General features: G+C 67.7%; 22 protein-coding genes and 1 riboswitch. Of the genes, 16 read left to right on the top strand and 6 right to left on the bottom strand.

The window, feature by feature from the left end; translation table 11 throughout:
* Together ACE5CZ_RS03465 and ACE5CZ_RS03460 are read right to left on the bottom strand one after the other, a co-directional pair.
* Positions 1 to 392: BMP family ABC transporter substrate-binding protein (locus tag ACE5CZ_RS03465; protein WP_374945969.1), on the bottom strand; the 392-nt coding region annotated here is incomplete at its 3' end.
* Positions 393 to 416: 24 nt separating this feature from the next.
* A complete protein-coding gene (locus tag ACE5CZ_RS03460; RefSeq protein WP_374945968.1) occupies positions 417 to 1535 on the bottom strand; it encodes a mannose-1-phosphate guanylyltransferase in 1119 nt (372 codons plus the stop codon).
* A gap of 143 nt (positions 1536 to 1678) precedes the next feature.
* Between ACE5CZ_RS03460 and ACE5CZ_RS03455 the strand changes: the two genes are divergently transcribed.
* The 8 genes from ACE5CZ_RS03455 to trpS all read left to right on the top strand — a co-directional run bounded on the left by ACE5CZ_RS03455 (position 1679) and on the right by trpS (position 9611).
* Positions 1679 to 2857, top strand: a complete 1179-nt coding sequence (locus ACE5CZ_RS03455) for a glycosyltransferase family 4 protein (RefSeq protein ID WP_374945971.1) — start codon at positions 1679 to 1681, stop codon at positions 2855 to 2857.
* A gap of 137 nt (positions 2858 to 2994) precedes the next feature.
* Complete coding sequence (gene sdhC, locus ACE5CZ_RS03450; RefSeq protein WP_374945967.1) at positions 2995 to 3429, top strand: succinate dehydrogenase, cytochrome b556 subunit; 435 nt, start codon at positions 2995 to 2997, stop codon at positions 3427 to 3429.
* Complete coding sequence (locus ACE5CZ_RS03445; protein ID WP_374945966.1) at positions 3429 to 3881, top strand: succinate dehydrogenase hydrophobic membrane anchor subunit; 453 nt, start codon at positions 3429 to 3431, stop codon at positions 3879 to 3881. The genes sdhC and ACE5CZ_RS03445 overlap by 1 nt, the downstream gene beginning before the upstream one ends.
* Positions 3882 to 3892: 11 nt before the next feature.
* Positions 3893 to 5695 (top strand): succinate dehydrogenase flavoprotein subunit, encoded by a 1803-nt coding sequence (gene sdhA, locus ACE5CZ_RS03440; protein WP_374945965.1) that lies wholly within the window; start codon positions 3893 to 3895, stop codon positions 5693 to 5695.
* Positions 5696 to 6454: a succinate dehydrogenase iron-sulfur subunit gene (locus tag ACE5CZ_RS03435; RefSeq protein WP_374945964.1), complete on the top strand. Its 759-nt coding sequence runs from the start codon at positions 5696 to 5698 to the stop codon at positions 6452 to 6454.
* A gap of 129 nt (positions 6455 to 6583) precedes the next feature.
* Positions 6584 to 7693 (top strand): YhjD/YihY/BrkB family envelope integrity protein, encoded by a 1110-nt coding sequence (locus ACE5CZ_RS03430; RefSeq protein ID WP_374945963.1) that lies wholly within the window; start codon positions 6584 to 6586, stop codon positions 7691 to 7693.
* A gap of 9 nt (positions 7694 to 7702) precedes the next feature.
* Entirely contained in the window at positions 7703 to 8551 is an 849-nt protein-coding gene (locus ACE5CZ_RS03425) for an exodeoxyribonuclease III (protein WP_374945962.1), read from the top strand.
* A gap of 49 nt (positions 8552 to 8600) precedes the next feature.
* Positions 8601 to 9611 (top strand): tryptophan--tRNA ligase, encoded by a 1011-nt coding sequence (trpS, locus tag ACE5CZ_RS03420; protein ID WP_374945961.1) that lies wholly within the window; start codon positions 8601 to 8603, stop codon positions 9609 to 9611.
* A gap of 54 nt (positions 9612 to 9665) precedes the next feature.
* Here the strand turns inward: trpS and ACE5CZ_RS03415 are convergent, their stop codons facing one another.
* Positions 9666 to 10799: an aromatic acid exporter family protein gene (locus tag ACE5CZ_RS03415; protein WP_374945960.1), complete on the bottom strand. Its 1134-nt coding sequence runs from the start codon at positions 10797 to 10799 to the stop codon at positions 9666 to 9668.
* Between the two features lie 48 nt (positions 10800 to 10847).
* Entirely contained in the window at positions 10848 to 11375 is a 528-nt protein-coding gene (locus ACE5CZ_RS03410) for a GtrA family protein (protein WP_374945959.1), read from the bottom strand.
* A gap of 275 nt (positions 11376 to 11650) precedes the next feature.
* Here ACE5CZ_RS03410 and ACE5CZ_RS03405 point away from each other — a divergent pair, with 275 nt between their 5' ends.
* From ACE5CZ_RS03405 to ribH, 5 genes are all read left to right on the top strand, one after another.
* A complete protein-coding gene (locus ACE5CZ_RS03405) occupies positions 11651 to 12424 on the top strand; it encodes a polyprenol monophosphomannose synthase (protein ID WP_374945958.1) in 774 nt (257 codons plus the stop codon).
* Between the two features lie 32 nt (positions 12425 to 12456).
* Positions 12457 to 12627: riboswitch (FMN riboswitch) on the top strand.
* Positions 12628 to 12721: 94 nt separating this feature from the next.
* Positions 12722 to 13777 (top strand): bifunctional diaminohydroxyphosphoribosylaminopyrimidine deaminase/5-amino-6-(5-phosphoribosylamino)uracil reductase RibD, encoded by a 1056-nt coding sequence (ribD, locus tag ACE5CZ_RS03400; RefSeq protein WP_374945957.1) that lies wholly within the window; start codon positions 12722 to 12724, stop codon positions 13775 to 13777.
* A gap of 1 nt (position 13778) precedes the next feature.
* The gene (locus tag ACE5CZ_RS03395; protein ID WP_374945956.1) at positions 13779 to 14390 is read left to right on the top strand and encodes a riboflavin synthase; all 612 of its coding nucleotides are present in this window, start codon (positions 13779 to 13781) and stop codon (positions 14388 to 14390) included.
* Positions 14387 to 15730, top strand: coding sequence for a GTP cyclohydrolase II (gene ribA, locus ACE5CZ_RS03390; RefSeq protein ID WP_374945955.1), 1344 nt, complete (start codon positions 14387 to 14389; stop codon positions 15728 to 15730). The genes ACE5CZ_RS03395 and ribA overlap by 4 nt, the downstream gene beginning before the upstream one ends.
* Positions 15727 to 16206: a 6,7-dimethyl-8-ribityllumazine synthase gene (gene ribH / locus ACE5CZ_RS03385; RefSeq protein ID WP_374945954.1), complete on the top strand. Its 480-nt coding sequence runs from the start codon at positions 15727 to 15729 to the stop codon at positions 16204 to 16206. The genes ribA and ribH overlap by 4 nt, the downstream gene beginning before the upstream one ends.
* Before the next feature lie 83 nt (positions 16207 to 16289).
* Here the strand turns inward: ribH and ACE5CZ_RS03380 are convergent, their stop codons facing one another.
* Positions 16290 to 17105 (bottom strand): ribokinase, encoded by an 816-nt coding sequence (locus tag ACE5CZ_RS03380; protein WP_374945953.1) that lies wholly within the window; start codon positions 17103 to 17105, stop codon positions 16290 to 16292.
* A gap of 252 nt (positions 17106 to 17357) precedes the next feature.
* Here ACE5CZ_RS03380 and ACE5CZ_RS03375 point away from each other — a divergent pair, with 252 nt between their 5' ends.
* From ACE5CZ_RS03375 to ACE5CZ_RS03365, 3 genes are all read left to right on the top strand, one after another.
* Positions 17358 to 18758 (top strand): MFS transporter, encoded by a 1401-nt coding sequence (locus ACE5CZ_RS03375; protein ID WP_374945952.1) that lies wholly within the window; start codon positions 17358 to 17360, stop codon positions 18756 to 18758.
* 96 nt (positions 18759 to 18854) lie between these two features.
* Entirely contained in the window at positions 18855 to 19049 is a 195-nt protein-coding gene (locus ACE5CZ_RS03370; RefSeq protein WP_374945951.1) for a hypothetical protein, read from the top strand.
* Between the two features lie 105 nt (positions 19050 to 19154).
* Positions 19155 to 20987 (top strand): ABC transporter ATP-binding protein, encoded by a 1833-nt coding sequence (locus ACE5CZ_RS03365; protein WP_374945950.1) that lies wholly within the window; start codon positions 19155 to 19157, stop codon positions 20985 to 20987.
* A gap of 118 nt (positions 20988 to 21105) precedes the next feature.
* Here ACE5CZ_RS03365 and ACE5CZ_RS03360 read toward each other — a convergent pair whose 3' ends face one another.
* Positions 21106 to 22572, bottom strand: coding sequence for an NAD-dependent succinate-semialdehyde dehydrogenase (locus ACE5CZ_RS03360; protein ID WP_374945949.1), 1467 nt, complete (start codon positions 22570 to 22572; stop codon positions 21106 to 21108).
* Positions 22573 to 22589 lie beyond the last annotated feature (17 nt).

Raw genomic sequence — 22589 nt, 5'->3', positions numbered from 1 at the left:
TTCTCGCCGTCGACCTGCTCGTCGACGATGGCGAAGTGCACGTCGGGATTGGCCTTCGCCTCGGCGCTCGTCGCGTCGGCCAGCTCGTAGCCGACCGTCAGGATGAACTGGCATCCGCTGTCGACCGCCTGCGTCACGTTCGGTGCGAGGTCTGTCTCATTGGTCGACACGATGACCTCGGCGTCGATCGACAGGTCGGTCTTCGCCTTCTCGAGGCCCTCCCAGCTCGACTGATTGAATGAGCGGTCTTCGAGGCCGCCGGAGTTGGTGACCATGCGGGCGCAGTAGTCGCTGGCCGTCTCCGTGGTCTCGGGCGCCGGGGCGCATCCGGCGAGCATCAGGGCCGAAGCGGCCAGAACGACGGCGGCGCGCAGAACAGGTGAGGTCGACATAGCCAAAAGACTAGTAGCAGGGGGTCAGAGAACGTCGCCCGAGCCGCCGAGGCGCAGCGCGTCGACGACCGACTTGACCCGCTGGGCGTGCTCGCTGGTGGTGACGAGCAGCGCATCCGGGGTGTCGACGACCACGATGTCTTTCACGCCGATGAGGCTGATCACGCGGCCGCTCTGCGAGACCACGACGCCGCTCGACGAGTCGGAGAGCACCCGGGCGTTCTTGCCCAGGATCGCGAGCTCGGAGCCGCGACCGGTGGAATGCAGCTTGGCGATGGATGCGAAGTCGCCCACGTCGTCCCAGCTGAAGTCGCCGGGAACGACGGCGAGCGTGCCGTCGAGAGCCGCCGGCTCGGCCACCGTGTAGTCGATCGCGATCTTCTTGAGGCCCGGCCACACCTGGTCGACCACCGCACCGCGTTGCGGGGTGTCCCACGCCTCGGCGAGCTCGAGCAGGCCGGCGAGCAGCTCGGGTTCGGCCTTGCCGAGCTGTTCGAGCAGCTTGTCGGCCCGGGCGATGAACATTCCGCCGTTCCAGAGGTACTTCTTGCTCTTCAGGTACTTCTTGGCCGTCTCGAGGTCGGGCTTCTCGACGAAGCGCTGGGCCACCATCGCGGTCGGGGCGCCGGGCAGGTCGAGCGCGTCGCCGGTGAGGATGTAGCCGAAGCCCACGGACGGCTCGGTCGGAGTGATGCCGATGGTCACGATGTACCCGGCGTCGGCCGCATTCACGGCCTGCACCACGGTCTCGCGAAAGGCCTCGCTCTGCGTGATGACGTGATCGGCCGCGAACGAGCCGATGATGACGCCGGGTTCGCGCTGCTGCAGGATGGCGGCGGCCAAGCCGATGGCCGCAGAGGACTCGCGCGGCTCGCTCTCGAGAACCACGTTGGCATCGGCCAGTTCGGGAATCTGCTTCTCGACGGCGGCGCGGTGCGCGCGGCCCGTGACCACCATCACGCGCTGTTCGCCCGAGATGGGGGCGAGACGCTCCCACGTGTCGCGCAGCAGGCTGCGGCCCGAGCCGCTCAAGTCGTGCAAGAACTTGGGTGCGTCGGCACGGGAGAGGGGCCAGAGTCTCGAACCGATGCCGCCGGCCGGAATGACGCTGTAGAAACGGTCCATCGCAGAGTTCTCAGCCATGATCCCCACCCTACCCATCCGGGTGCTGCTCGCTATCGCACGAATGCTCACCTCGCCGCCACCCCCTATTAACCCGTGCGCCACCCTCCGCTCGTAGCGTTCGACGCGTGCCCGGTGCATCCCCGGGCCGACGGGAGCAGCCCATGAGAGTCGCCGTCGTCACGGAGAGCTTTCTGCCCACGGTCAACGGCGTGACCAACAGTGTCTGCAAGGTGCTCGACTTTCTTGCCGACACCGGGCACGAGGCCATCCTCATCGCCCCGGCCGCCCGGAACACGCCGTCGAGCTATCGCGGATTCGCGATCCATGCGGTGCCCGCGGTCGCCTATCGCCAGTTCCCCGTCGGCCTCCCCCACCCGCAGGTTCAGCGGGTGCTCTCCGCCTTCGCGCCCGACGTGCTGCACGCGGCGTCGCCGTTTCTCCTGGGAGCCCAGGCGATCGCGGCGGCGAACCGCTGCGGCGTGCCGAGCGTCGCGATCTTCCAGACGGATGTCGCGGGGTACGCCACGCGCAATCACCTCGGCAAGGCCGCGGCCCTGGCCTGGCGCTTCGTTCGCTGGGTGCACGAGGCGGCAGACCTCACGCTCGTCCCCTCGTCGAGCTCGGAGCACGACCTCGTCGCCGCGGGCGTCACGCGGCTCGCGCGGTGGGGCCGCGGCGTCGACACCGAGCGATACCATCCGCGGTTGCGCACGCATCCGGATGCCGTCGACCTGCACGCCCGCCTGTCGCCGAACGGCGAGGTCGTGCTCGGCTACGTCGGGCGCGTCGCGCCGGAGAAGCAGCTCGAGCGCTTCGACCAGCTGCGCGGCATCGACGGCATCTCGCTGGCGATCGTCGGAGACGGTCCGTCGACACCCTCGGTCGAGCGGCTGCTGCGCGGGATGCCCGTGACCTGGCTGGGCAGGATGGGCGGCGAGGCGCTCGCCATCGCCTATGCCAGCTTCGACGTCTTCGTGCACACGGGCACCGAAGAGACCTTCGGCCAGACGATCCAGGAGGCGCACGCGGCGGGGCTGCCGGTCGTGGCTCCCCGTGCCGGCGGACCGGTCGACCTGGTGCACGACGGCAATGACGGATACCTCTTCGACCCCGATGCGCTCTCGGGCGACACGAGCATGCGCACCCTCGTCGAAGACCTCGTCGTGTCGAGAGACCTGCGTCTGCGAATGGGCGAATCCGGGCGACGCGCCGTGCGGGCGACCACCTGGAACTCCGTCTGCACCGAGCTGCTCGGCCACTACGCCCGGGTGATCGCCGCTCGGCGGCCCGTTCCCGTGGGCGAGGCAGTGTATGCGTTCGACCTGCTAAGGGGTACCTAACAAGCATGACCGGTGAGAACTTATAAACTGAGGGACATCTTCGCCTTCGCCCGATCCTGAAGCACTTGCACGAGTCGACCGGCACGACCGCGACGAGCCATCTCCAACACGGCTTACTCAACCAAGGAGGGTTGTTCGTGTCCAGAACCGAGACAGGAACCCATGCGCCAGGATCGCTGGCGCCCACGGGAAAGAGGCCCCAGGGCACTCTCTATCGCGGACGAGAGGGAATGTGGTCGTGGGTGCTTCACCGCATCACGGGCATCGCGATCTTCTTCTTCCTGCTCGTGCACATCCTCGACACCGCCCTCGTGCGGGTCGCGCCCGACGCGTACAACGCCGTGATGAGCACCTACAAGAATCCCATCATGGGCCTGGGCGAGACGGCCCTCGTGGGCGCCATCGCGTTCCACGCCTACAACGGCATCCGCATCATCCTCATCGACTTCTGGACCAAGGGTCCGAAGTACCAGAAGGTGATGTTCTACGTCGTCATCGGCCTGTGGGTCGTCACGATGGCCGGATTCGTTCCGCGCCACCTCATCAACGTCTTCAGCGAGATGGGTTCCTGATGGCCACCACGATCGACGCTCCCCGCAGCCCCTACTCCCGTGCACCGCGATCGCGCGGCATCAACTGGGAGAAGTGGGGCTGGATGTACATGCGCGCCTCGGGCCTCGTGCTCGTCGTGCTCATCTTCGGCCACCTCATCGTGAACCTCGTTCTCGGAGACGGCATCAAGGCCATCGACTTCGCCTTCGTCGGCGGCAAGTGGTCCGACCCGTTCTGGCAGGTCTGGGACTGCCTGATGCTGTGGCTCGCCATGATCCACGGCGCCAACGGTATGCGCACCCTCGTCAACGACTACGCGTCGCACCGCACCACGCGGGGCATCCTCAAGGGCGCCCTGCTCTTCTCTGTCATCGTCCTCATAACGCTCGGAACCCTTGTGATCTTCACGTTCGACCCCTGCCCTGCCGGCGCGCCCGCCGATCTCCTCGCCTCGTTCTGCTCGGCGAGCTGACGGCGACCGCTATGACCGAGTACGCAGACGGATCCGTTGTAGACGGCGTTCACTACCACCAGTTCGACATCGTCATCGTGGGCGCCGGCGGTGCCGGCATGCGGGCGGCCATCGAGGCCGGCCCGAAGGCCAAGACCGCAGTCATCTCGAAGCTCTACCCGACCCGCAGCCATACCGGTGCGGCGCAGGGCGGCATGGCCGCCGCCCTCGCGAACGTCGAGGAGGACAACTGGGAATGGCACACGTTCGACACGGTCAAGGGCGGTGACTATCTGGTCGACCAGGATGCCGCGGAGATCCTCGCGAAGGATGCGATCGACGCGGTCTACGACCTCGAGAACATGGGCCTGCCCTTCAACCGCACCCCCGAGGGCAAGATCGACCAGCGCCGCTTCGGCGGCCACACCCGTGACCACGGCAAGGCGCCCGTGCGCCGGGCGTGCTACGCGGCCGACCGCACGGGCCACATGATCCTGCAGACGCTCTATCAGAACTGCGTCAAGTTCGGCATCAACTTCTTCAACGAGTACTACGTGCTCGACCTCGTGATGGTCAGCGACGGATTCGGCGGGCAGAAGCCGGCCGGCGTCGTGGCCTTCGAGCTCGCCACCGGCGAGATCCACGTCTTCCAGGCCAAAGCCGTGATCTTCGCGACCGGCGGTTTCGGAAAGATCTACAAGACGACATCCAACGCCCACACCCTGACGGGCGACGGCGTCGGAATCATCTGGCGCAAGGGCCTGCCGCTCGAAGACATGGAGTTCTTCCAGTTCCACCCGACCGGCCTGGCCGGACTCGGCATCCTGCTGTCGGAGGCCGCCCGAGGCGAGGGCGCGATCCTGCGCAACAGCGAGGGCGAGCGATTCATGGAGCGCTACGCCCCCACGATCAAAGACCTGGCGCCTCGCGACATCGTCGCGCGCTGCATGGCCCTCGAGATTCGAGAGGGCCGCGGGGCAGGCCCCCACAAAGACTATGTCTACCTCGACATCACCCACCTCGACCCCGCGGTGATCGACGCGAAGCTTCCCGACATCACGGAGTTCGCGCGCACGTACCTCGGCGTGGAGCCCTACACCGAGCCGGTGCCCGTGCTTCCGACCGCCCACTACGCGATGGGCGGAATTCCCACCAACGTGCAGGGCGAGGTGCTCTCCGACAACACCACCGTCGTTCCCGGCCTGTACGCCGCCGGCGAGTGCGCCTGCGTCTCGGTGCACGGCTCGAACCGGCTCGGCACGAACTCGCTACTCGACATCAACGTGTTCGGCAAGCGCTCGGGCAACAACGCGGCCGAATACGTGCAGACAGCGCCGTGGGTCGAACTGCCCGACGACCCCGCGGCCGACGTGCGAGCACTGGTCGAGAACGCCCGCAACTCCAACGGAACCGAGCGCATCGCCGTGATCCGTCGCGAATTGCAGGAGTCGATGGATCGCAACGCCCAGGTGTTCCGCACCGACGAGAGCCTCACCGAGGTGACCGAGGTCATCCACAACCTGCGCGAGCGTTACAAGAACATCCTCGTGCAAGACAAGGGCAAGAGGTTCAACACAGACCTGCTCGAGGCGATCGAACTAGGCTTTTTGCTCGACCTGGCCGAGGTCGTCGTGTACTCGGCGCTCAACCGCAAGGAGAGTCGCGGGGCCCATATGCGCGAGGACTTCCCGACCCGCGACGACGCCAACCACATGAAGCACACCATGGCCTACCTCTCGGGCGACGCCATGTCGTCCGACGCGGGAGACCACATCAGACTCGACTGGAAGCCGGTCGTCGTGACCCGCTACCAGCCCATGGAGAGGAAGTACTAGATGAGTACAGCAACCCTGGATTCTCCGCCGGCCCCCGCTGACGCCGTCATCCCGACCTTCACCGTCACGCTGATCATCCGCAGGTACGACCCCGATACCGACGCCGAGCCCACGTGGCAGGACTTCGATGTCGAAATGTACCCCACCGACCGGGTGCTCGACGCGCTGCACAAGATCAAGTGGGAGCAGGACGGATCGCTGACGTTCCGCCGCTCGTGCGCCCATGGCATCTGCGGGTCGGATGCGATGCGCATCAACGGTCGCAACCGCCTGGCCTGCAAGACGCTCATCAAAGACCTCGACATCACGAAGCCGATCTACGTGGAGGCCATCAAGGGCCTGCCCCTCGAGAAAGACCTCGTCGTCGACATGGAGCCGTTCTTCGCGTCGTTCCGCGAGGTGCAGCCCTTTCTCATCGCGTCGAGCAAGCCCGAGAAGGAGCGTCTGCAGTCGGCGACGGAGCGCGCGCGCTTCGACGACACGACCAAGTGCATCCTCTGCGCCGCGTGCACGTCGAGCTGCCCGGTCTTCTGGACCGACGGCCAGTACTTCGGCCCCGCCGCCATCGTCAACGCCCACCGCTTCATCTTCGACAGCCGCGACGAGGGCGCCAACGTGCGCCTCGACATATTGAACGACAAAGAGGGCGTCTGGCGCTGCCGCACCACCTTCAACTGCTCCGAGGCGTGCCCCCGTGGCATCCAGGTGACCCAGGCCATCGCCGAGGTCAAGCAGGCGATCATGCGGGGCAAGCCGTAGCGGCTGCTCGCACGCGCACGTGTGTCACCGAGCGCGCCTCTACCGGGCCGATGCCGCTCGTCGGAGGCGCGTTCGCCCGTTAAGGGCGCGCGCGACCCGGGAGCGGCCTGGGCTGAATAGGGTGGGTGGGTGAGCAACAACAGCAGCGACACCGAGAAACCGGCCACCGGCATCCCCGCACTCGTGCAGAAGGTCATGAAGCTCAAGCCGGTGCGGGTGTTTCAGCACTACGCGTCGAACGGCGGGCCGCTGATGGCGGCGGGAATGTCGTATCAGGCCCTCTTCGCCGTGTTCGCCGCGCTCTGGGCCGGGTTCTCGATCGCAGGGCTCGTGCTGGCCTCGAACCGTCAGCTGCTCGAGGAGTTGATCACGCTGATCGGCAGTGCTGTTCCCGGCCTCATCGGAGAAGACGGGGCGGTCGACGCGGATGCCCTGCTGAACACCCCGGCACTCAGCTGGTCGGGAGCCATCGCCCTGGTCGGACTCGCCTTCACGGCCCTCGGCTGGCTCGCGTCTGCGCGCGACGCCATCCGGCGCATCTTCTCGGTGGGGCCCGACACCACGTTCTTCCTTCTTCTCAAACTGAAGGATGCGGGGCTCGCGGTCGGGTTCGGCCTCGTGCTCGTCGTGTCGGCGGGCATCAGCATCGGAAGCACGACCCTTCTCGGCTTCGCCTTCGACCTGGTCGGCGTCGACGACACCTCACCGTTCGCCGCCGTCGTGGCACGCATCGTGGGCCTGCTGATCTCGTTCGCGCTCGACGCCCTGGTGTTGCTCGCGTTCTACCGCGTGCTCACGGGCATCAGGCTGCCCTTCCGTCGAGTGATCGGCGGCGCACTTCTCGGGGCGGCGGCGCTCGGCATACTCAAGACCCTCGGTGGCCTGCTGCTCGGGGGCGCGAGCAACAACCCCCTCATCGCCTCGTTCGCGGTGATCGCCGGTCTGCTGATCTTCTTCAACCTCGTCTGCCAGGTGATCCTGGTCGTGGCCGCGTGGATCTCAGTGGGCGTCACCGACGTGGGTCTCGACGTGCGCGGACTCTCGCCGGAGCAGCTCGAGGCGGAGGCCGAGTTGAAGCAGGCCGAGGCTCGCGTCGTGATCGCCGCGGCAGAGCGGCAACGCCTCGAAGACGAGCTCCGCGAGGCGCACGGGCTGCGTCGCCGAGGCCTCCGCCGCAGGCTCAAGGCCGCCGTGCGCGAGGAGTCCCGGCTGAAGGACGAGACCCCGGCGCCTCGCTAAACTGGTGCGATGTCTTCGTCGAAATCTGGCACCCCCCTCCGCATCGCGTCCGTCAACGTCAACGGGGTGCGCGCCGCATTCCGCAACGGCATGGGCGCCTGGCTCGACGAGCGCGAGGTCGATATCCTCGCACTTCAAGAGGTGCGCGCCGCGACGAGCGACCTCGAGAACCTGCTCGGAGACGAGTGGGACATCCTGCACGACGCGGCGACCGCCAAGGGCCGGGCGGGTGTTGCGCTCGCAAGCCGCAACAAGGCATCCATTCACCGCGTCGCGTTCGGCGCCGACGATTTCGACAGCGCCGGCCGCTGGCTCGAGGCCGACTACGAGGTCGGCGACAAGGTGGTCACCGTCGTGTCTACCTATGTGCACTCGGGCGAGGCCGCGACTCCGAAGCAGGTCGAGAAATATAAATTCCTCGACGCGATGATCGAACGGCTGCCCCTGCTGATCGAACACAATCCGCTGGGCGTGATCGTGGGCGACCTCAACGTGGCGCACCGCACCCTCGACATCAAGAACTGGAAGGGCAACGTGAAGCGCGCCGGCTTCCTGCCCGAGGAGCGAGGGTACTTCGACCGCTTCCTCGGCGCCGAAGACGATCCGCACTACAACGCGGGAGCGGGCTTCGGCTACGTCGACATCGGCCGCCGCGCCGCCGGCGAGGTGGAGGGCCCGTACACCTGGTGGTCTGCACGCGGGCAGGCTTTCGACAACGACACCGGCTGGCGCATCGACTACCAGTTGGCCACGCCCGAGCTGGCAGCCACGGTCGCGAACTACACAGTCGACCGGGCCGCCAGCTACGCCGAGCGCTGGAGCGATCACGCCCCGGTGGTCGTCGACTATGCGCTCTGACACCCCCTCACCTCGACACGCTCAGGGAACGAAGAGGAACGACACACTCATGACCCGCAAACCGCGCCTCTTCTCCGGCATGCAGCCCTCTGCCGAATCGCTGCACCTCGGCAATTACATCGGCGCCCTGCTCAGCTGGAAGGCCCTGCAGGAGACGCACGACGCCTTCTTCTTTCTCGCCGACATGCACGCGATCACGGTGCCCCAAGACCCGGGGAAGCTGCGGGAGAACACCCGCCGCACGGCCGCTCAGTACATCGCCGCCGGCATCGACCCGTCGAAGTCGACGCTGTTCGTGCAGTCGCAGGTTGCGGCGCACGCGCAGCTCGCCTGGGTGCTGAACACGCTCACCGGCTTCGGCGAGGCCAGCCGCATGACGCAGTTCAAAGACAAGGCGGCGAAACAGGGTTCGGATGCCGCCTCCGTCGGGTTGTTCACGTACCCGATCCTGCAGGCCGGCGACATCCTGCTCTACCAGGCGGCCGAGGTGCCCGTCGGCGAAGACCAGCGTCAGCACATCGAGCTCACCCGTGACCTCGCGGCCCGGTTCAACTCGCGCTTCGGCGAGACCTTCCGCATCCCGGAGCCCTACATTCTCAAAGACACGGCGAAGATCTACGACCTGCAGAACCCGCAGGCCAAGATGTCGAAATCGTCGGAGTCACCGGCCGGCATCGTGTGGCTCCTCGACGACGCGAAGACGACGGCGAAGAAGATCATGCGGGCGGTGACGGATGCCGACGGCCAGGTCGTCTTCGATCGTGCCGCGAAGCCCGGGGTCGCCAATCTGCTCACCATCTTCTCGGTGCTGGGCGACATCCCGATCGCCAGCCTCGAGGCAGAATTCGCCGGACGCGGCTACGGAGACTTGAAGAAAGCACTCGTCGAGGTCGTCGAGTCGACCCTCGGGCCGATTCGCGACCGCACGCTCGAGCTGCTCGCCGACCCGGCCGAGCTCGACCGCATTCTCGCCGCGAACGCGCAGCGCGCCGACGAGGTGGCCTCGGCGACCCTCGCCGACGTCTACGACAGGGTCGGGTTTCTGCCGCGCTCGAGCTGACGGATGGCGTCGGCGGCTCTGACCGTCAGCCCTCTGACCATCGGCCTCTGACCATCAGCTTCTGACGCTGCGGCCGGCCTCGACGATGACCTCGTGCACCCGGCGCAGGTCTTCGATGAGCGAGCCGATGAGAATCCAGTGCGTCGGGCTCGGGGTGACCACCTGAAACGGCGCAGTCAGCACGGGCAGCTCCTCGGTATGCGGAATCGGCTCGACGGGCCGAAGGTCGGAGTCCTGCATCACGAGGCGCAGGTCGTGGGCGGCTTTCTCCATCTCATCGGCGAGGCCTCTGACCGTGCTCTCGCCGTGCAGGGATTCGTCGTAGTTGTCGGCGAGCCCGCGCACCATGCCCGGAACGCGCCCTACGATGACGCCCAGCATGGCGAGCAGGTCGTTGTCGAGCTCCAAGGCGTCGGTGTTCGCGCGCCTGCGGGGATTGAACCGCAGGCTCTCCTCGGCCCCCGTGACGGCAGCGCGTGCCGTCGTCAGCATGGGAGCGAGCAGCCGCACCTCGACGAGTGCCCTGTTGCGCTCCGCGGCCGTCGACTCCTCGACGAGCAGCCGGGCGAGGCCATCGAGGCAGACGGCGGACTCGCGTCCCAGCGCGGCCACGGCATCGTGCGCGGGCTGCAGTCGAACGGGCGGCACGATGACGAGGTTGATCACCACGGCGACCACCGCCCCGAGCGCGGTCTCTATGATGCGCCCCCCGGCGTACCCCGACGTCTCAGCCCCGATGGTGAGCACGAGCATGGCGCTGATCGGCAGCTGCACGGTCGTCGACTGGCTGAGGCGCAGCGCCCAGCCGGTGAGCAGGGCGAGGATGATCGCGAGCAGCACGATCCAGGTGGACGGTCCGAAGACGAGACCGACCAGGTAGGCGATCACGACTCCGACGATCACACCGACGGTTCGCTCGAGCGCCTTGGCGAACGACTGGTTGACGCTCGGCTGCACGACGATGATGGCGGCGATCGCACCGAACACCGGCAACTGTGCTGGCAGAATCGCCAGGCAGACCACCCAGGCCAGGGATGCAGCGACGCCGGTCTTGACGATCTGCAACAGCGGCGCCCTGTCGTCGGACTGCAGCACGCGGGCGTAGCGCGCGGGAGCGAGCCCGGCATCGACCATGCGCCGTGCGAAAGCGCCGCGAGTCGGGCTGTCGGCGGCAGGGGGATGCGTCACACGACTCAGCCTATTCGTCTGCCCGTTGGACGTCGGAACCGCCGCGGCTTACGACGTGGGGGCCGTGTCTGCCGCCGTCGCCGCGGGTGCCGTGACCGATACGGAGTCGAGCGATCGCGACGAATTGAACACCCAGAACCGGTAGAGCACGAAGCGAAAAGCCGCGCCCAGCACGAGGCCGATGACGTTGCCCGAGAGATTGTCGGCGAACACGCTGCGAAACCCGAGAACGTAGTGCGAGAACCAGAGGCAGCCGAGGCCGATCGTCATGCCCACGACGCTGACCGCGAAGAACTCGATGCTCTCGCGCACGATCTTCGTCTGCCGCTTCGCGCGAAAGGTCCAGTAGCGGTTTCCGAGCCAGTTGACGACGATCGCGAGAAGCGTCGAGACGAGCATGGCCAGAATCGGGCCGGCGTGGATCACCGTGGGAGAGAAGACGCTCGCGCGCAGCACGTTGAAGACCGAGACCTGCACGACGAAGCCGACGCCGCCGACCATGCCGAACTGCACGAGCTCCGTCACGATCTTTCGAAAACGCGCAGGCACGAGGCCGAGCGGGTCGAACGAGGCCATAAGTGTTCCAGACGCGAGAAGAAATAAGACGGATCAACAGCGTTGTCGAACTCTCCGAGGCTAGCAACCACTCGGGCACCGATGCTGTTAACCGCCTCAGGCTTGACTTGGCGTTCACGTGGAATCAACCTGCGGGCCACAGATCTGATCCTCCGCTGGGAAACACTCGACAGAACACCAGCGAACGTCCAGCGATCGGGGCGGCGTCGCCCCCTAGAGTGACCACGGCCCCAGTCGCGATCGACTGCCGTATCGTTCTCGTCAGAGAGGCACCCATGTCATCCACTCTTGTCGTCATTCCGACGTACAACGAATTGCACGCCCTGCCCGACGCGATCGAGCGCACGCTTCGCGCCGTGCCTGCCACACGCATCCTCGTCGTCGATGACAACAGCCCCGACGGCACCGGCCGCCTCGCCGACGAGATCGCGGCCCGAGACGATCGCGTGACAGTGCTGCACCGCACCGAGAAGAACGGCTTGGGCGCCGCCTACATCGCTGGATTCCGCTGGGCCGAAGACCACGATGTCGACCTCATCATCGAGATGGATGCCGATGGCTCGCATCAGCCCGAAGAGCTGCCCATGATGATCGCCCAACTCGACAGCGGCGCAGACCTCTCGATCGGCGCCCGATGGATCGCCGGCGGCAAGACCCGCAACTGGCCGCTGTACCGGCGCCTGATCTCGCGCGGCGGAACCGCGTACGCGCGAGTCCTGCTGCGATCGAAACTGCACGACATCACCTCCGGCTTCCGGGGATTCCGCGTCGACACACTGCGTCGGATCGACCTCGACAGTGTCGCCAGCCAGGGCTACTGCTTTCAGATCGAGATGGCCTGGCTCATAGAGAAGTCGGGCGCAGACGTGCGCGAGTTTCCGATCACGTTCGTCGAGCGCGTCGAGGGCACCTCCAAGATGAGCTCGGGGATTGTGATCGAGGCGCTGGTCAAAGTCACGTCGTGGGGCCTCGCCGACCGCTTCGGCTCGTCACGCGGCGACACGGAATATTCGCGACGCCCCGGCGTTGGGGGTATAAGTAGTAAGTGACCTCGTCGCAAGACGGGTCGCGATTCATGCACTACGTGCTCCGGGGTCGGTGGAATTCCGAACCGGCGGTTATAGTCCGCGAGCCGCAGTCGACGCGCTCTCTCGAGAGCGAACACCCTGCGGTTGACCTGGTGAAATTCCAGGGCCGACGGTAAAGAGGCAGAGTTCGTCGCCTCCACAGTCCGGATGAGAGGATGCACGCGCTTACTGAAACAGCCGCCGCCACGCGCGCGTCTCGCAGAAAGCGAACTCGTCGAACGACGGGGCCCCGGAACACGTCGACCAGACGGAGACCGGATGACCAGCCAGAGCCACGAGGCCGACGCGATGCGCCGCGCGATCGAGCTGTCGCGTCGCGGCCCCGCGCACGGCCCGAATCCGCGGGTCGGCTGTGTGATTCTGGATGCCTCCGGTCGCGTCATCGCCGAAGGCTGGCACCGAGGCCGCGGTACCGCCCACGCCGAGGTCAGAGCCCTCGACGCCCTCTCCGATCGCGCGCTCGCCGCCGGGGCCACGGCGGTCGTCACCCTCGAGCCCTGCAATCACACCGGCAGCACCGGCCCGTGCAGCGAGGCCCTGATCGCCGCGGGCATCGACCGGGTCGTGTACGCGGTCGCCGACCCGGGAGCCTCCTCGTCTGGGGGCGCCCAGCGACTTCGCGCGGCCGGCATCCAGGTCGAGGAGGGCGTTCTCGGCGACGAAGCCGCCGAGAACATCCGCCCGTGGCTCACGGCGATGCGACGCGGCACGCCCTTCGTCACCGTCAAGTGGGCATCCAGTCTCGACGGCCGTGTGGCCGCCGCCGACGGCTCCAGCCGCTGGATCACGGGCGCCGCCGCGCGAGCCGACGTGCATCGCCGTCGCGCCGAGTCCGGGGCGATCGTGGTCGGAACCGGAACCGTGCTGGCCGACGACCCCAGCCTCACGGCGCGGGATGCCGACGGCCGGCCGCTCGACGACCAGCCGATTCCCGTGGTCGTGGGCCGGCGTTCGGTGCCCCGCGACTCGCGCGTCCTCGCGCATCCGGCCGGTGTCATCGAATACCCGCACCGCGACCTGCCGGGGCTTCTCGCGTCGCTTGCGGAGCGAGACGTGCGCCACGTCTTCGTCGAGGGAGGCCCTACGCTCGCGAGCGCATTTTTGGCGGCGGGCCTTGCAGACGAGGTGCTGGTCTATCTCGCGCCCACGCTGCTCGGCGGGCCTCTGACGGCCGTGACCGAGATCGGCGTGCACACGATCTCCGAGCAGGCCAGATTTCGCTTCGACCAGGTCGAGGCGCTCGGCGACGACGTGCTGCTCGTCGCCCGCCCTCTCTGCAGTACAGAATTCGCCACCACGAAAGAAGACGACTGACATGTTCACTGGAATCATCGAAGAACGCGGAACGGTCGCGGGTGTCGTCGCCTCGACGGATGCGCTTCGCCTCACCGTTCGCGGCCCCCTGTCGGTGTCGGATGCCCGGCACGGCGACTCCATCTCGGTGAGCGGGGTCTGCCTCACCGTCGTCGATCGCTCGGAGGATACGTTCACCGCCGACGTCATGGCCCAGACGCTCTCGATGTCGACCATCGGATCACTCGTCGCGGGCGCCGAGGTCAACCTGGAACGCGCGGCGCTGGTCGGCGACAGGCTCGGCGGCCACATCGTGCAGGGGCACATCGACGGCACGGCGACCCTGCTCTCGGTCTCTCCCGGCAAGGCCTGGAGTGTGCTGCGCTTCCGCCTGGCCGCCGACCTGGCCCGGCTCGTCGTCGACAAGGGCTCCATCGCGGTCTCCGGGGTCTCCCTCACCGTCTCGGCGGTCGGCCGCGACGACGAGGGCGACTGGTTCGAGGTGTCGCTCATCCCCGAGACGCTGACGGCCACCACCCTCGGCGCGCTGGCGCCGGGCGACCGGGTGAACATCGAGACCGACGTTCTCGCCCGCCATGTGGAGCGTCTGCTGTCGTTCGGAGCACGGTCATGACCGCCGCACTCTCGTCGATGACAGCCCTTTCTCCCCTGACAGAGGTTCTCGACGCCCTGCGTTCGGGTCGACCTGTGATCGTGGCCGACGCCGAGAACCGCGAGAACGAGGGCGACGCCATCCTCGCGGCCGAGCTCGCCTCGCCCGAGTGGATCGCGTGGATGGTGCGGCACACCTCCGGCTTTCTGTGCGCGCCGATGACGCCTGAGACGAGCGACCGGCTCGGACTGCCGCGCATGGTCGAGCGCAACGAGGATTCGCGCCGTACCGACTACACGATCACCGTCGACGCGTCGTCGCGCATCAGCACGGGAATCAGCGCGTCGGACAGGGCCGAGACCTTCCGCCGACTCGCCGATCCGTCATCGACGCCGCAGAGCTTCATTCGGCCCGGGCACGTGCTGCCCGTTCGGGCGGTGGCGGGCGGCGTGCGCGTGCGCCCCGGCCACACCGAGGCCACGGTCGACCTGCTGACCCTGGCCGGCCTCACGCCGGTGGGGGTCATCGGCGAGATCGTCGCCGACGACGGCGAGATGATGCGGATGCCCGGGCTGCTCGAGCTCGGCGCCGCAGCCGGCCTGCCGGTGACGACGATCGCCGCCCTCATCGACTACCTCGAGGGGGTGGATGCCGCGGCGCGGCTGGTCGGCACGCCTCCCGAGGCCATCGTCGCGGTGCCCGAGGCCGCCGGCGAACCCCTTCGGGTGACCTTCGAGGTCGAGACCACGGTGCCCACCGTGCACGGCGACTTTCGCATCAGGGCCTACCACGACACGAAGACGGGCTTCGAGCATCTGGCCCTCGTCTCCGGCGATCCCACGGCGGCCTCGGCCGTCGTGCGCGTTCATTCGGAGTGCCTCACGGGCGAGGCTTTCGGGTCGCTCAAATGCGAGTGCGGCCCCCAGTTGAACGACGCGCTCGACCAGGTTTCCGCCGGCTCGGGCGTGGTCATCTATCTTCGCGGCCACGAGGGGCGCGGCATCGGCCTGCTCAACAAGCTGCGCGCCTACCGGCTGCAGGAGGACGGTCTCGACACCCTCGATGCGAACCTCGCTCTGGGCCTGCCCGCCGACGCCCGCGACTACGGGGCAGCCGTCGCGATCCTGGCCGACCTGGGCATCCGGTCGGTTCGGCTTCTGACCAACAACCCCGAGAAGGTCAGTCAGCTCGAGAAGCACGGTGTGACCGTTGTCGAACGCGTGCCGCTGATCGTCGGCGTCGACGCCGCGAACGCCGGCTACCTCTCGGCCAAGGCCGCGCGAATGGGCCACGTCATTCCCGACTGGGCCATCCAGGCTCCGCTGAACCCCACGACCCCCGACGAAAGGCCCTCATCATGAGCGGTGCAGGATCCCCCACTCTGAACATCGACGGCACCGGACTTGCGATCACGATCGTGGCCGGCCTCTGGCACGAGACGATCACCGACGGACTGCTGGCCGGCGCGCATCGCGTGCTCGACGCGTCTGGCGCCGAGGTCACCGAGATCCGCGTTCCCGGCAGCTTCGAGCTGCCCGTCGTGGCGAAGGCCGCCCTCGAGGCAGGGGCCGACGCGGTGGTGGCGCTCGGCGTGATCATTCGCGGAGGCACGCCGCACTTCGAATATGTATCGGATGCCGCGACCTCCGGCCTCACGCGGGTCAGCATCCAGACGGGCAAACCGATCGGATTCGGCGTTCTCACCCTCGACGACGAGCAGCAGGGCCTCGACCGCGCCGGGCTGCCCGGCTCGAAAGAAGACAAGGGAGCCGAGGCCGCCGAGGCCGCGATCGCGACGGCCCAGGCGATTCGTGCCATCGCGCTCGGTCATCGCTGACGGTCAGGCGCTCTGACGATCGGGCGTACTGCCGATCGGGCGTACTGCCGATCAGGCGCAGCGATGGTCAGGCGGACTGACGATCAGTTCGGTTGAGCGCCGACCCACTCGACGGCGCGACCCGCCGCGTCACTGGCCCTCTGCATGGCGGTGCGCGCATCCAGACCGGCCGCGAGGGTCGCGGCCAGCGTGCCGCAGTAGCTGTCGCCCGCGCCGGTCGTGTCGACGACGTGCGCGACCGACGCGGCCGAGACCTCGATCGACCCCCAGCGCGAGCCGGCGGAGCCGAGCGTGACCAGCAGCGAATCGGGCGACACTCCGGATGCCTCGAGCTGCTCGGCCTCGTGCTCGTTGACGACCACCGGGTCGGCCAGGGCGAGCACCTCGGCGGGAAGCTCGGCGAACGGAGCGAGGTTCAGCACGACCCGCGCGCCGCGGGAATGGGCGATGTGCACGGCCTCGGCGATCACGTCGAGGTCGGACTCCAGGGGAGCCAGCAGAACGTCGCCCGGCTGCATGGTCTCGAGCGGTGCGAGGTCGGCCGCGCTGAGGCGCGCGTTCGCACCGGGCGACACGATGATCGTGTTCTCGGCCCGGGCATCCAGAGCGATCATCGCGTGCCCAGTGGTCGAGCCGGGAGTCACCGTGACCCCACTCGCGTCGATGCCGCGAGCGCCGAGCCGGGCGATGTAGTCGTGGCCGCCGGAGTCGTCGCCGACTCGACCGATGAACGATACCTCGGCGCCCGCCGCCGCCGCGGCTACGGCCTGGTTCGCTCCCTTGCCCCCGAAGAAGGTGGCCACGTCGCCGCCCATCAGGGTCTCGCCCGGGCGTGGATGCCGTTCTACCTCGACGACCGAATCGATGTTGAGCGAACCGACGACGAAGACGCGGGGCATTTCGATCCATCCTGGGCGGCCTCCGGGGGCGCGTCCGGCACAATTCTAGGCGAGCCGCTGTCGCCTGCCGCGAAGCGCGCCTGTGCCCTGCGCGCGAGGCGCGTACAGTGATACGGGCGCAGAACCAGCGCCGAAAAACTTTTTCTCGCGTCGGGGTCCTCGCGAGCTGCGGCGAACAACGCCCTGTCTTCGCGAGTGACACCCCGGCGCACCTCGTTCGTCGCGTCTCGACGCACTCACCGAAAGCCCGCCATGTCATCCGCAGCCCCGGTCAGAACCACGCCCGTGCCCCAGACCAATCCGCGTTCCCGCGTGATTCTCGCCAGCCTCATCGGCACGTCGATCGAGTTCTACGACTTCTACGTCTACGCGACGGCCGCCGTTCTCGTCTTTCCGAAGCTCTTCTTTCCGAACGCCGACGACACCACCGCGCTGCTGAGTTCGTTCGCGGCATTCGGTGCCGCGTTCGTCGCGCGCCCGATCGGCTCGATCATCTTCGGCCACTTCGGCGACAGGATCGGCCGCAAGGGCACGCTCGTGGCGTCGCTGCTCACGATGGGCATCGCGACGGTGCTGATCGGATGCCTGCCCACGGCGAGCGCTGACGGATGGATCGTGCTCGCCCCGACGTTCCTCGTCATCCTTCGGTTCTGCCAGGGCCTCGGGCTCGGCGGGGAGTGGAGTGGCGCGGCCCTGCTGGCGACTGAGAACGCCCCGAAGGGCAAGCGCGCGATCTACGGCACGTTCCCGCAGTTGGGCGCTCCGATCGGCTTCATCGTCGCCAACGGCGTGTTCTTGTGGCTCTCACTCGCACTGAGCCCCGAAGATTTCGCGGCCTGGGGCTGGCGCATCCCGTTCCTCGGCAGCGCCCTGCTCGTAGCGGTGGGCCTCTACGTGCGTGTCAAGCTGATCGAGACCCCCGCATTCCAGAAGGTCGTCGAGAAGGGCGAGGTCGCGAAGCTTCCCCTCGCCCGGGTACTCACGACCAGCTGGCGGCCGCTCATCCTCGGCACGTTCATCATGCTGGCCACCTACGTGCTGTTCTACCTGATGACCACGTTCACCCTCACGTTCGGCACGACGCCGTCGACGGTCGAGGCGGGCCAGGCGGCCGCCGACAAGGCCGGCAAGCCCTTCGCCGCCGATGCGTTCGTCGCCGGACTCGGTTACCCGCGCAACGACTTTCTCGTGATGCTCATCATCGGTGTCGTCTTCTTCGGAGTCTTCACGCTGGTGGCCGGCCCGCTCGCAGAGAGGTTCGGCCGCCGCACGACGCTCATCTGGGTCACCGTGGGAATCATCGTGTTCGGCCTGCTCTTCGTGCCCCTCTTCGGCGGCGGATTCGTGGGCGTGATGGCGCTGCTCATCATCGGTTTCACGCTGATGGGGCTCACCTTCGGCCCGATGGGGTCGATCCTGCCGGAGCTGTTCCCGACGAACGTGCGCTACACCGGCTCGGCGATCAGCTACAACGTCGCGAGCATCCTCGGCGCGGCCGTCGCCCCGTTCATCGCCGTCTACCTGTGGACCCTCGCCGACGGCAGCACCTGGCTGGTCGGCCTGTACCTCAGCGCCGCGGCCGTGATCACGCTCGTCGCCCTGATCCTGAGCACGGAGACGAAAGACGTCGACTACGAGTCGAACGTCTCCTGACTCCGATAACCGCACGCATCCACGCGCCTGTGAGCCGCCGCCAGCGCCCGACCGCGCTGTGCGGCAGTTCGCAGGCTCGCGGCATAGTGTGTGCGCATGTCGATACATCCGGGCGCTCCGTGGCGCCACGCCGGCTCCTGGCGCGGGCGTGAGCCGCACCGGGCGGTGCTCGCATGGCTGCTCGCGACCGGCCTCGGCGGCCTGAGGCTCGCGGCCCTCCTGCTCGCCCCGCCACCCGCTCCTCCGGCGCCGCCGGTCGACCCCCCTCCCCTCGTCGTCACCTCACGGTGACCCGCGTCGGCCCGACGCGGTGCACAATTACTAGAGGCGTCCGAAGTCGACCCCGTCGACGGCGCGGCCCAGCGCCTGCCCACTCCCCGCACCGGAAAGTTCCCCATGAGCACGAGTACGCAACCACGAGGCAGGATAGGTCGGTCGCCTAAACCCGATGAGGGGCCACGCGCCCGCTTCAGCCAGCTGCTGCCGTACCTCGCAGAGCACCGGCCGATCCTGGGCGTGGTCATCGTTCTGAGCATCCTGGGCGCCGCCGCCAGCCTGGCCCAGCCGCTGCTCGTGAGCCGGGTCATCACCGTTGTTCAGGCCGGCGAACCGCTGGGCACCCTCGTCGCCGCCCTCGTGGCCCTCGTCGTCATCTCCGGGTTCATCAGCGGATTGCAGCACTACCTGCTGCAGCGCACCGGCACGGCGGTCGTGCTCTCTGCTCGGCGCCAGCTCGTGCGCCGCATGCTGCGCCTGCCCATCCGCGAGTTCGACGTGCGCAGAACAGGCGACCTGGTGAGTCGCGTGGGCAGCGACACCACCTTGCTCTACGCCGTCATCACCCAGGGACTCGTCGACGCCATCGGCGGCTCGCTCGTGTTCTTCGGCGCCCTCATCGCCATGCTCATCATCGACCCCGTGCTTCTCGGCCTCACAGTGCTCGTCATCGCCGTCTCGGTCGTCACCGTGGTGCTCATCTCCGGGCGCGTTCGCACCGCAAGCCGCAAGCAGCAGGAGAAGGTCGGCGACCTCGCTGCCTCCGTCGAGCGTTCGCTTGGCGCCATTCGCACGGTGCGCGCATCGAACGCCAGCGATCGCGAGATCGCGGCGATCGAGGTGGATGCGCGCGGCGCGTTCGACATGGGCGTTCAGGTCGCGAAGATCTCGGCCCTCGTCGTGCCGATCGCCGGAATCGCACTGCAGGTCTCCTTGCTGGTCGTGCTCGGCGTCGGCGGCTTCAGGGTGGCAGACGGGTCGATCTCGATCGCCAACCTGATCTCGTTCATTCTCTTTCTCTTCATGATGATCATGCCGTTGGGACAGGCGTTCGGCGCGCTCAACTCGGTGAACCAGGCACTCGGCGCCCTCGGTCGCATCCAGGAGATCATCGACCTGCCCGTCGAGACGCAATTCGATGCAGAGCTCGCGCGCACGTCCGCGGCGCCCATCGCATCCGACGGCATCGCGCTCGAGTTCGACGACGTGCACTTCGCCTACGCGGGCACCCCCGTCGACGACACAGACGTGGCCGCCGGCGGACCCATGGCCTCGGGAGTGCTGCACGGCGTGAGCTTCGCTGCCCGCCAGGGCCAGCGCACCGCACTGGTCGGACCCTCTGGCGCCGGCAAGAGCACCATGCTCGCACTCATCGAGCGCTTCTACGACCCGACCTCGGGCACCGTTCGACTGGCTGGCGTCGACCTCAAGGCGCTCGACCGCGAGACTCTGCGTTCCCAGATCGGCTACGTCGAACAAGACGCGCCCGTGCTCGCAGGAACCATCCGGCAGAACCTGCTGCTCGCGTCGCCCGACGCGACAGATGCGCAGTGCATCGAGGTGCTGCACGCGGTCAACCTCGGCGAGGTGCTCGATCGCGGCGACAAGGGGCTCGACGCCGCGGTCGGCGAAGACGGCGTGATGCTCTCCGGCGGCGAACGCCAGCGGCTGGCCATCGCCCGGGCCCTGCTCGCGGCCCCGCCCATCCTGCTGCTCGACGAATCGACGTCGAGCCTCGACGGCCTGAACGAGCAGATGCTGCGCGAGGCCATCGACGCCGTGGCCGAGAACCGCACGCTCATCGTGATCGCGCACCGGCTCTCGACCGTCGTCGACTCCGACCAGATCGTGGTGCTCGACCACGGGCGCGTGGTGGGCGTCGGAACCCACTCCGAACTCGTCGTGTCGACACCGCTCTACACAGACCTCGCGAAACACCAGCTGCTGGTCTGACAGGCACGACCCCGCGCCCAACGAGTAGTGGTGCCCGTAACCAATTCAGGAGGAGCGGCCCGCCGCCGCCACTATCCACACGGAGGTACTCTCCTCCTGAACGAGTTACAACACGAGGCTAGCTGTTCGGGATCAGCGTGTACTTCGTCGAGAGGTACTCGTGAATTCCTTCGAGTCCGCCCTCGCGACCCAGGCCAGACTGCTTGACGCCCCCGAACGGCGCCGCCGCGTTCGACACGACGCCCACGTTGAGGCCCATCATGCCGGTCTCGAGTCGCTCGATCATGCGCTGGCCACGAGCCAGGTCTGTGGTGAAAACGTAACTCACGAGACCGTACTGCGTGTCGTTGGCGAGCCGCACGCCCTCGTCTTCGTCGGCGAACGTCACGATCGACACGACAGGCCCGAAGATCTCCTCACGCAGGATGTCGCTGCCCGCGGCGACGCCAGACAGTACGGTGGGCTCGTAGAAGCTTCCCGGGCCGTCGATGCGCTTGCCGCCCGTGACGAGCCGCGCGCCTCGCGACACGGCATCCTGCACGAGGCCGTCGGCCTTGTCGACGGCCGTGGAGTTGATGAGCGGACCGATGTCGATTGCCTGCTCGGTGCCGCGACCGATGATGAGGCCCTCCACGCGCTCGGCGACGCGCCGGGCGAACTCGTCGGCCACGGCCTCATGCACGATGAACCGGTTGGCGGCCGTGTAGGCCTGGCCGATGTTGCGGAACTTGGCGAGCATCGCACCGTCGACGGCCTTCTCGAGATCGGCGTCGTCGAACACGACGAAGGGCGCGTTGCCCCCGAGTTCCATGGAGGTGCGCAGAACGTTGGCGGCCGACTGGGCGATGAGCTTCTGCCCCACGCCGGTCGACCCGGTGAAGCTCAGCTTGCGCAGCCGAGGGTCACTGATGATCGGCTCAGAGACCGCACCCGAAGCCGACGTGGTGATGACGTTGAGCACCCCGGCGGGCAGGCCGGCGTCTTCGAGCAGCTTCGCGAAGAACAGCGTCGTGAGGGGCGTGAGCTCGGCCGGCTTGATGACGACGGTGCAGCCCGCCGCGAGGGCCGGTGCGATCTTGCGGGTCGCCATGGCCAGTGGAAAGTTCCAGGGCGTGATCAGGAAGCACGGGCCGACTGGTCGCTGTGAGACGACCATGGTTCCGGTGCCCTCGGGGTTCTGACCGTAACGACCCGAGATGCGCACGGCCTCCTCGCTGAACCAGCGCAAGAACTCTCCCCCATAGGCGACCTCGCCGGCCGCCTCGGCCAGGGGCTTGCCCATCTCGAGGGTCATCAGCAGCGCGAACTCAGCCTTGCGTTCCTGCAGCAGGTCGAACGCCCGGCGCAAGATCTCGCCGCGCACCCGCGGGGCCGTGGCCGCCCACTCGGCCTGTGCCGCGACAGCGGCATCCAGCGCCCGGATGCCGTCGGCCGGGCTGGCATCGGCGATCGAGCGGATCGACGTGCCCGTCGCCGGATCGTCGACCTCGAGGGTGCGCCCGCCCTCCGCGTCGACCCAGTGTCCACCGATGTAGAGCCGGTTCGGCACCGATGCGAGAAGCGAGGATTCGGACGTCGTTGTCATGGTTCTCCGTACTGCTG

This window comes from Agreia sp., from assembly GCF_964263775.1.
Lineage (GTDB): Bacteria > Actinomycetota > Actinomycetes > Actinomycetales > Microbacteriaceae > Agreia.
Note: the sequence above shows the minus strand (reverse complement) of the source record. Positions and strands in the feature narration are given on the sequence as shown.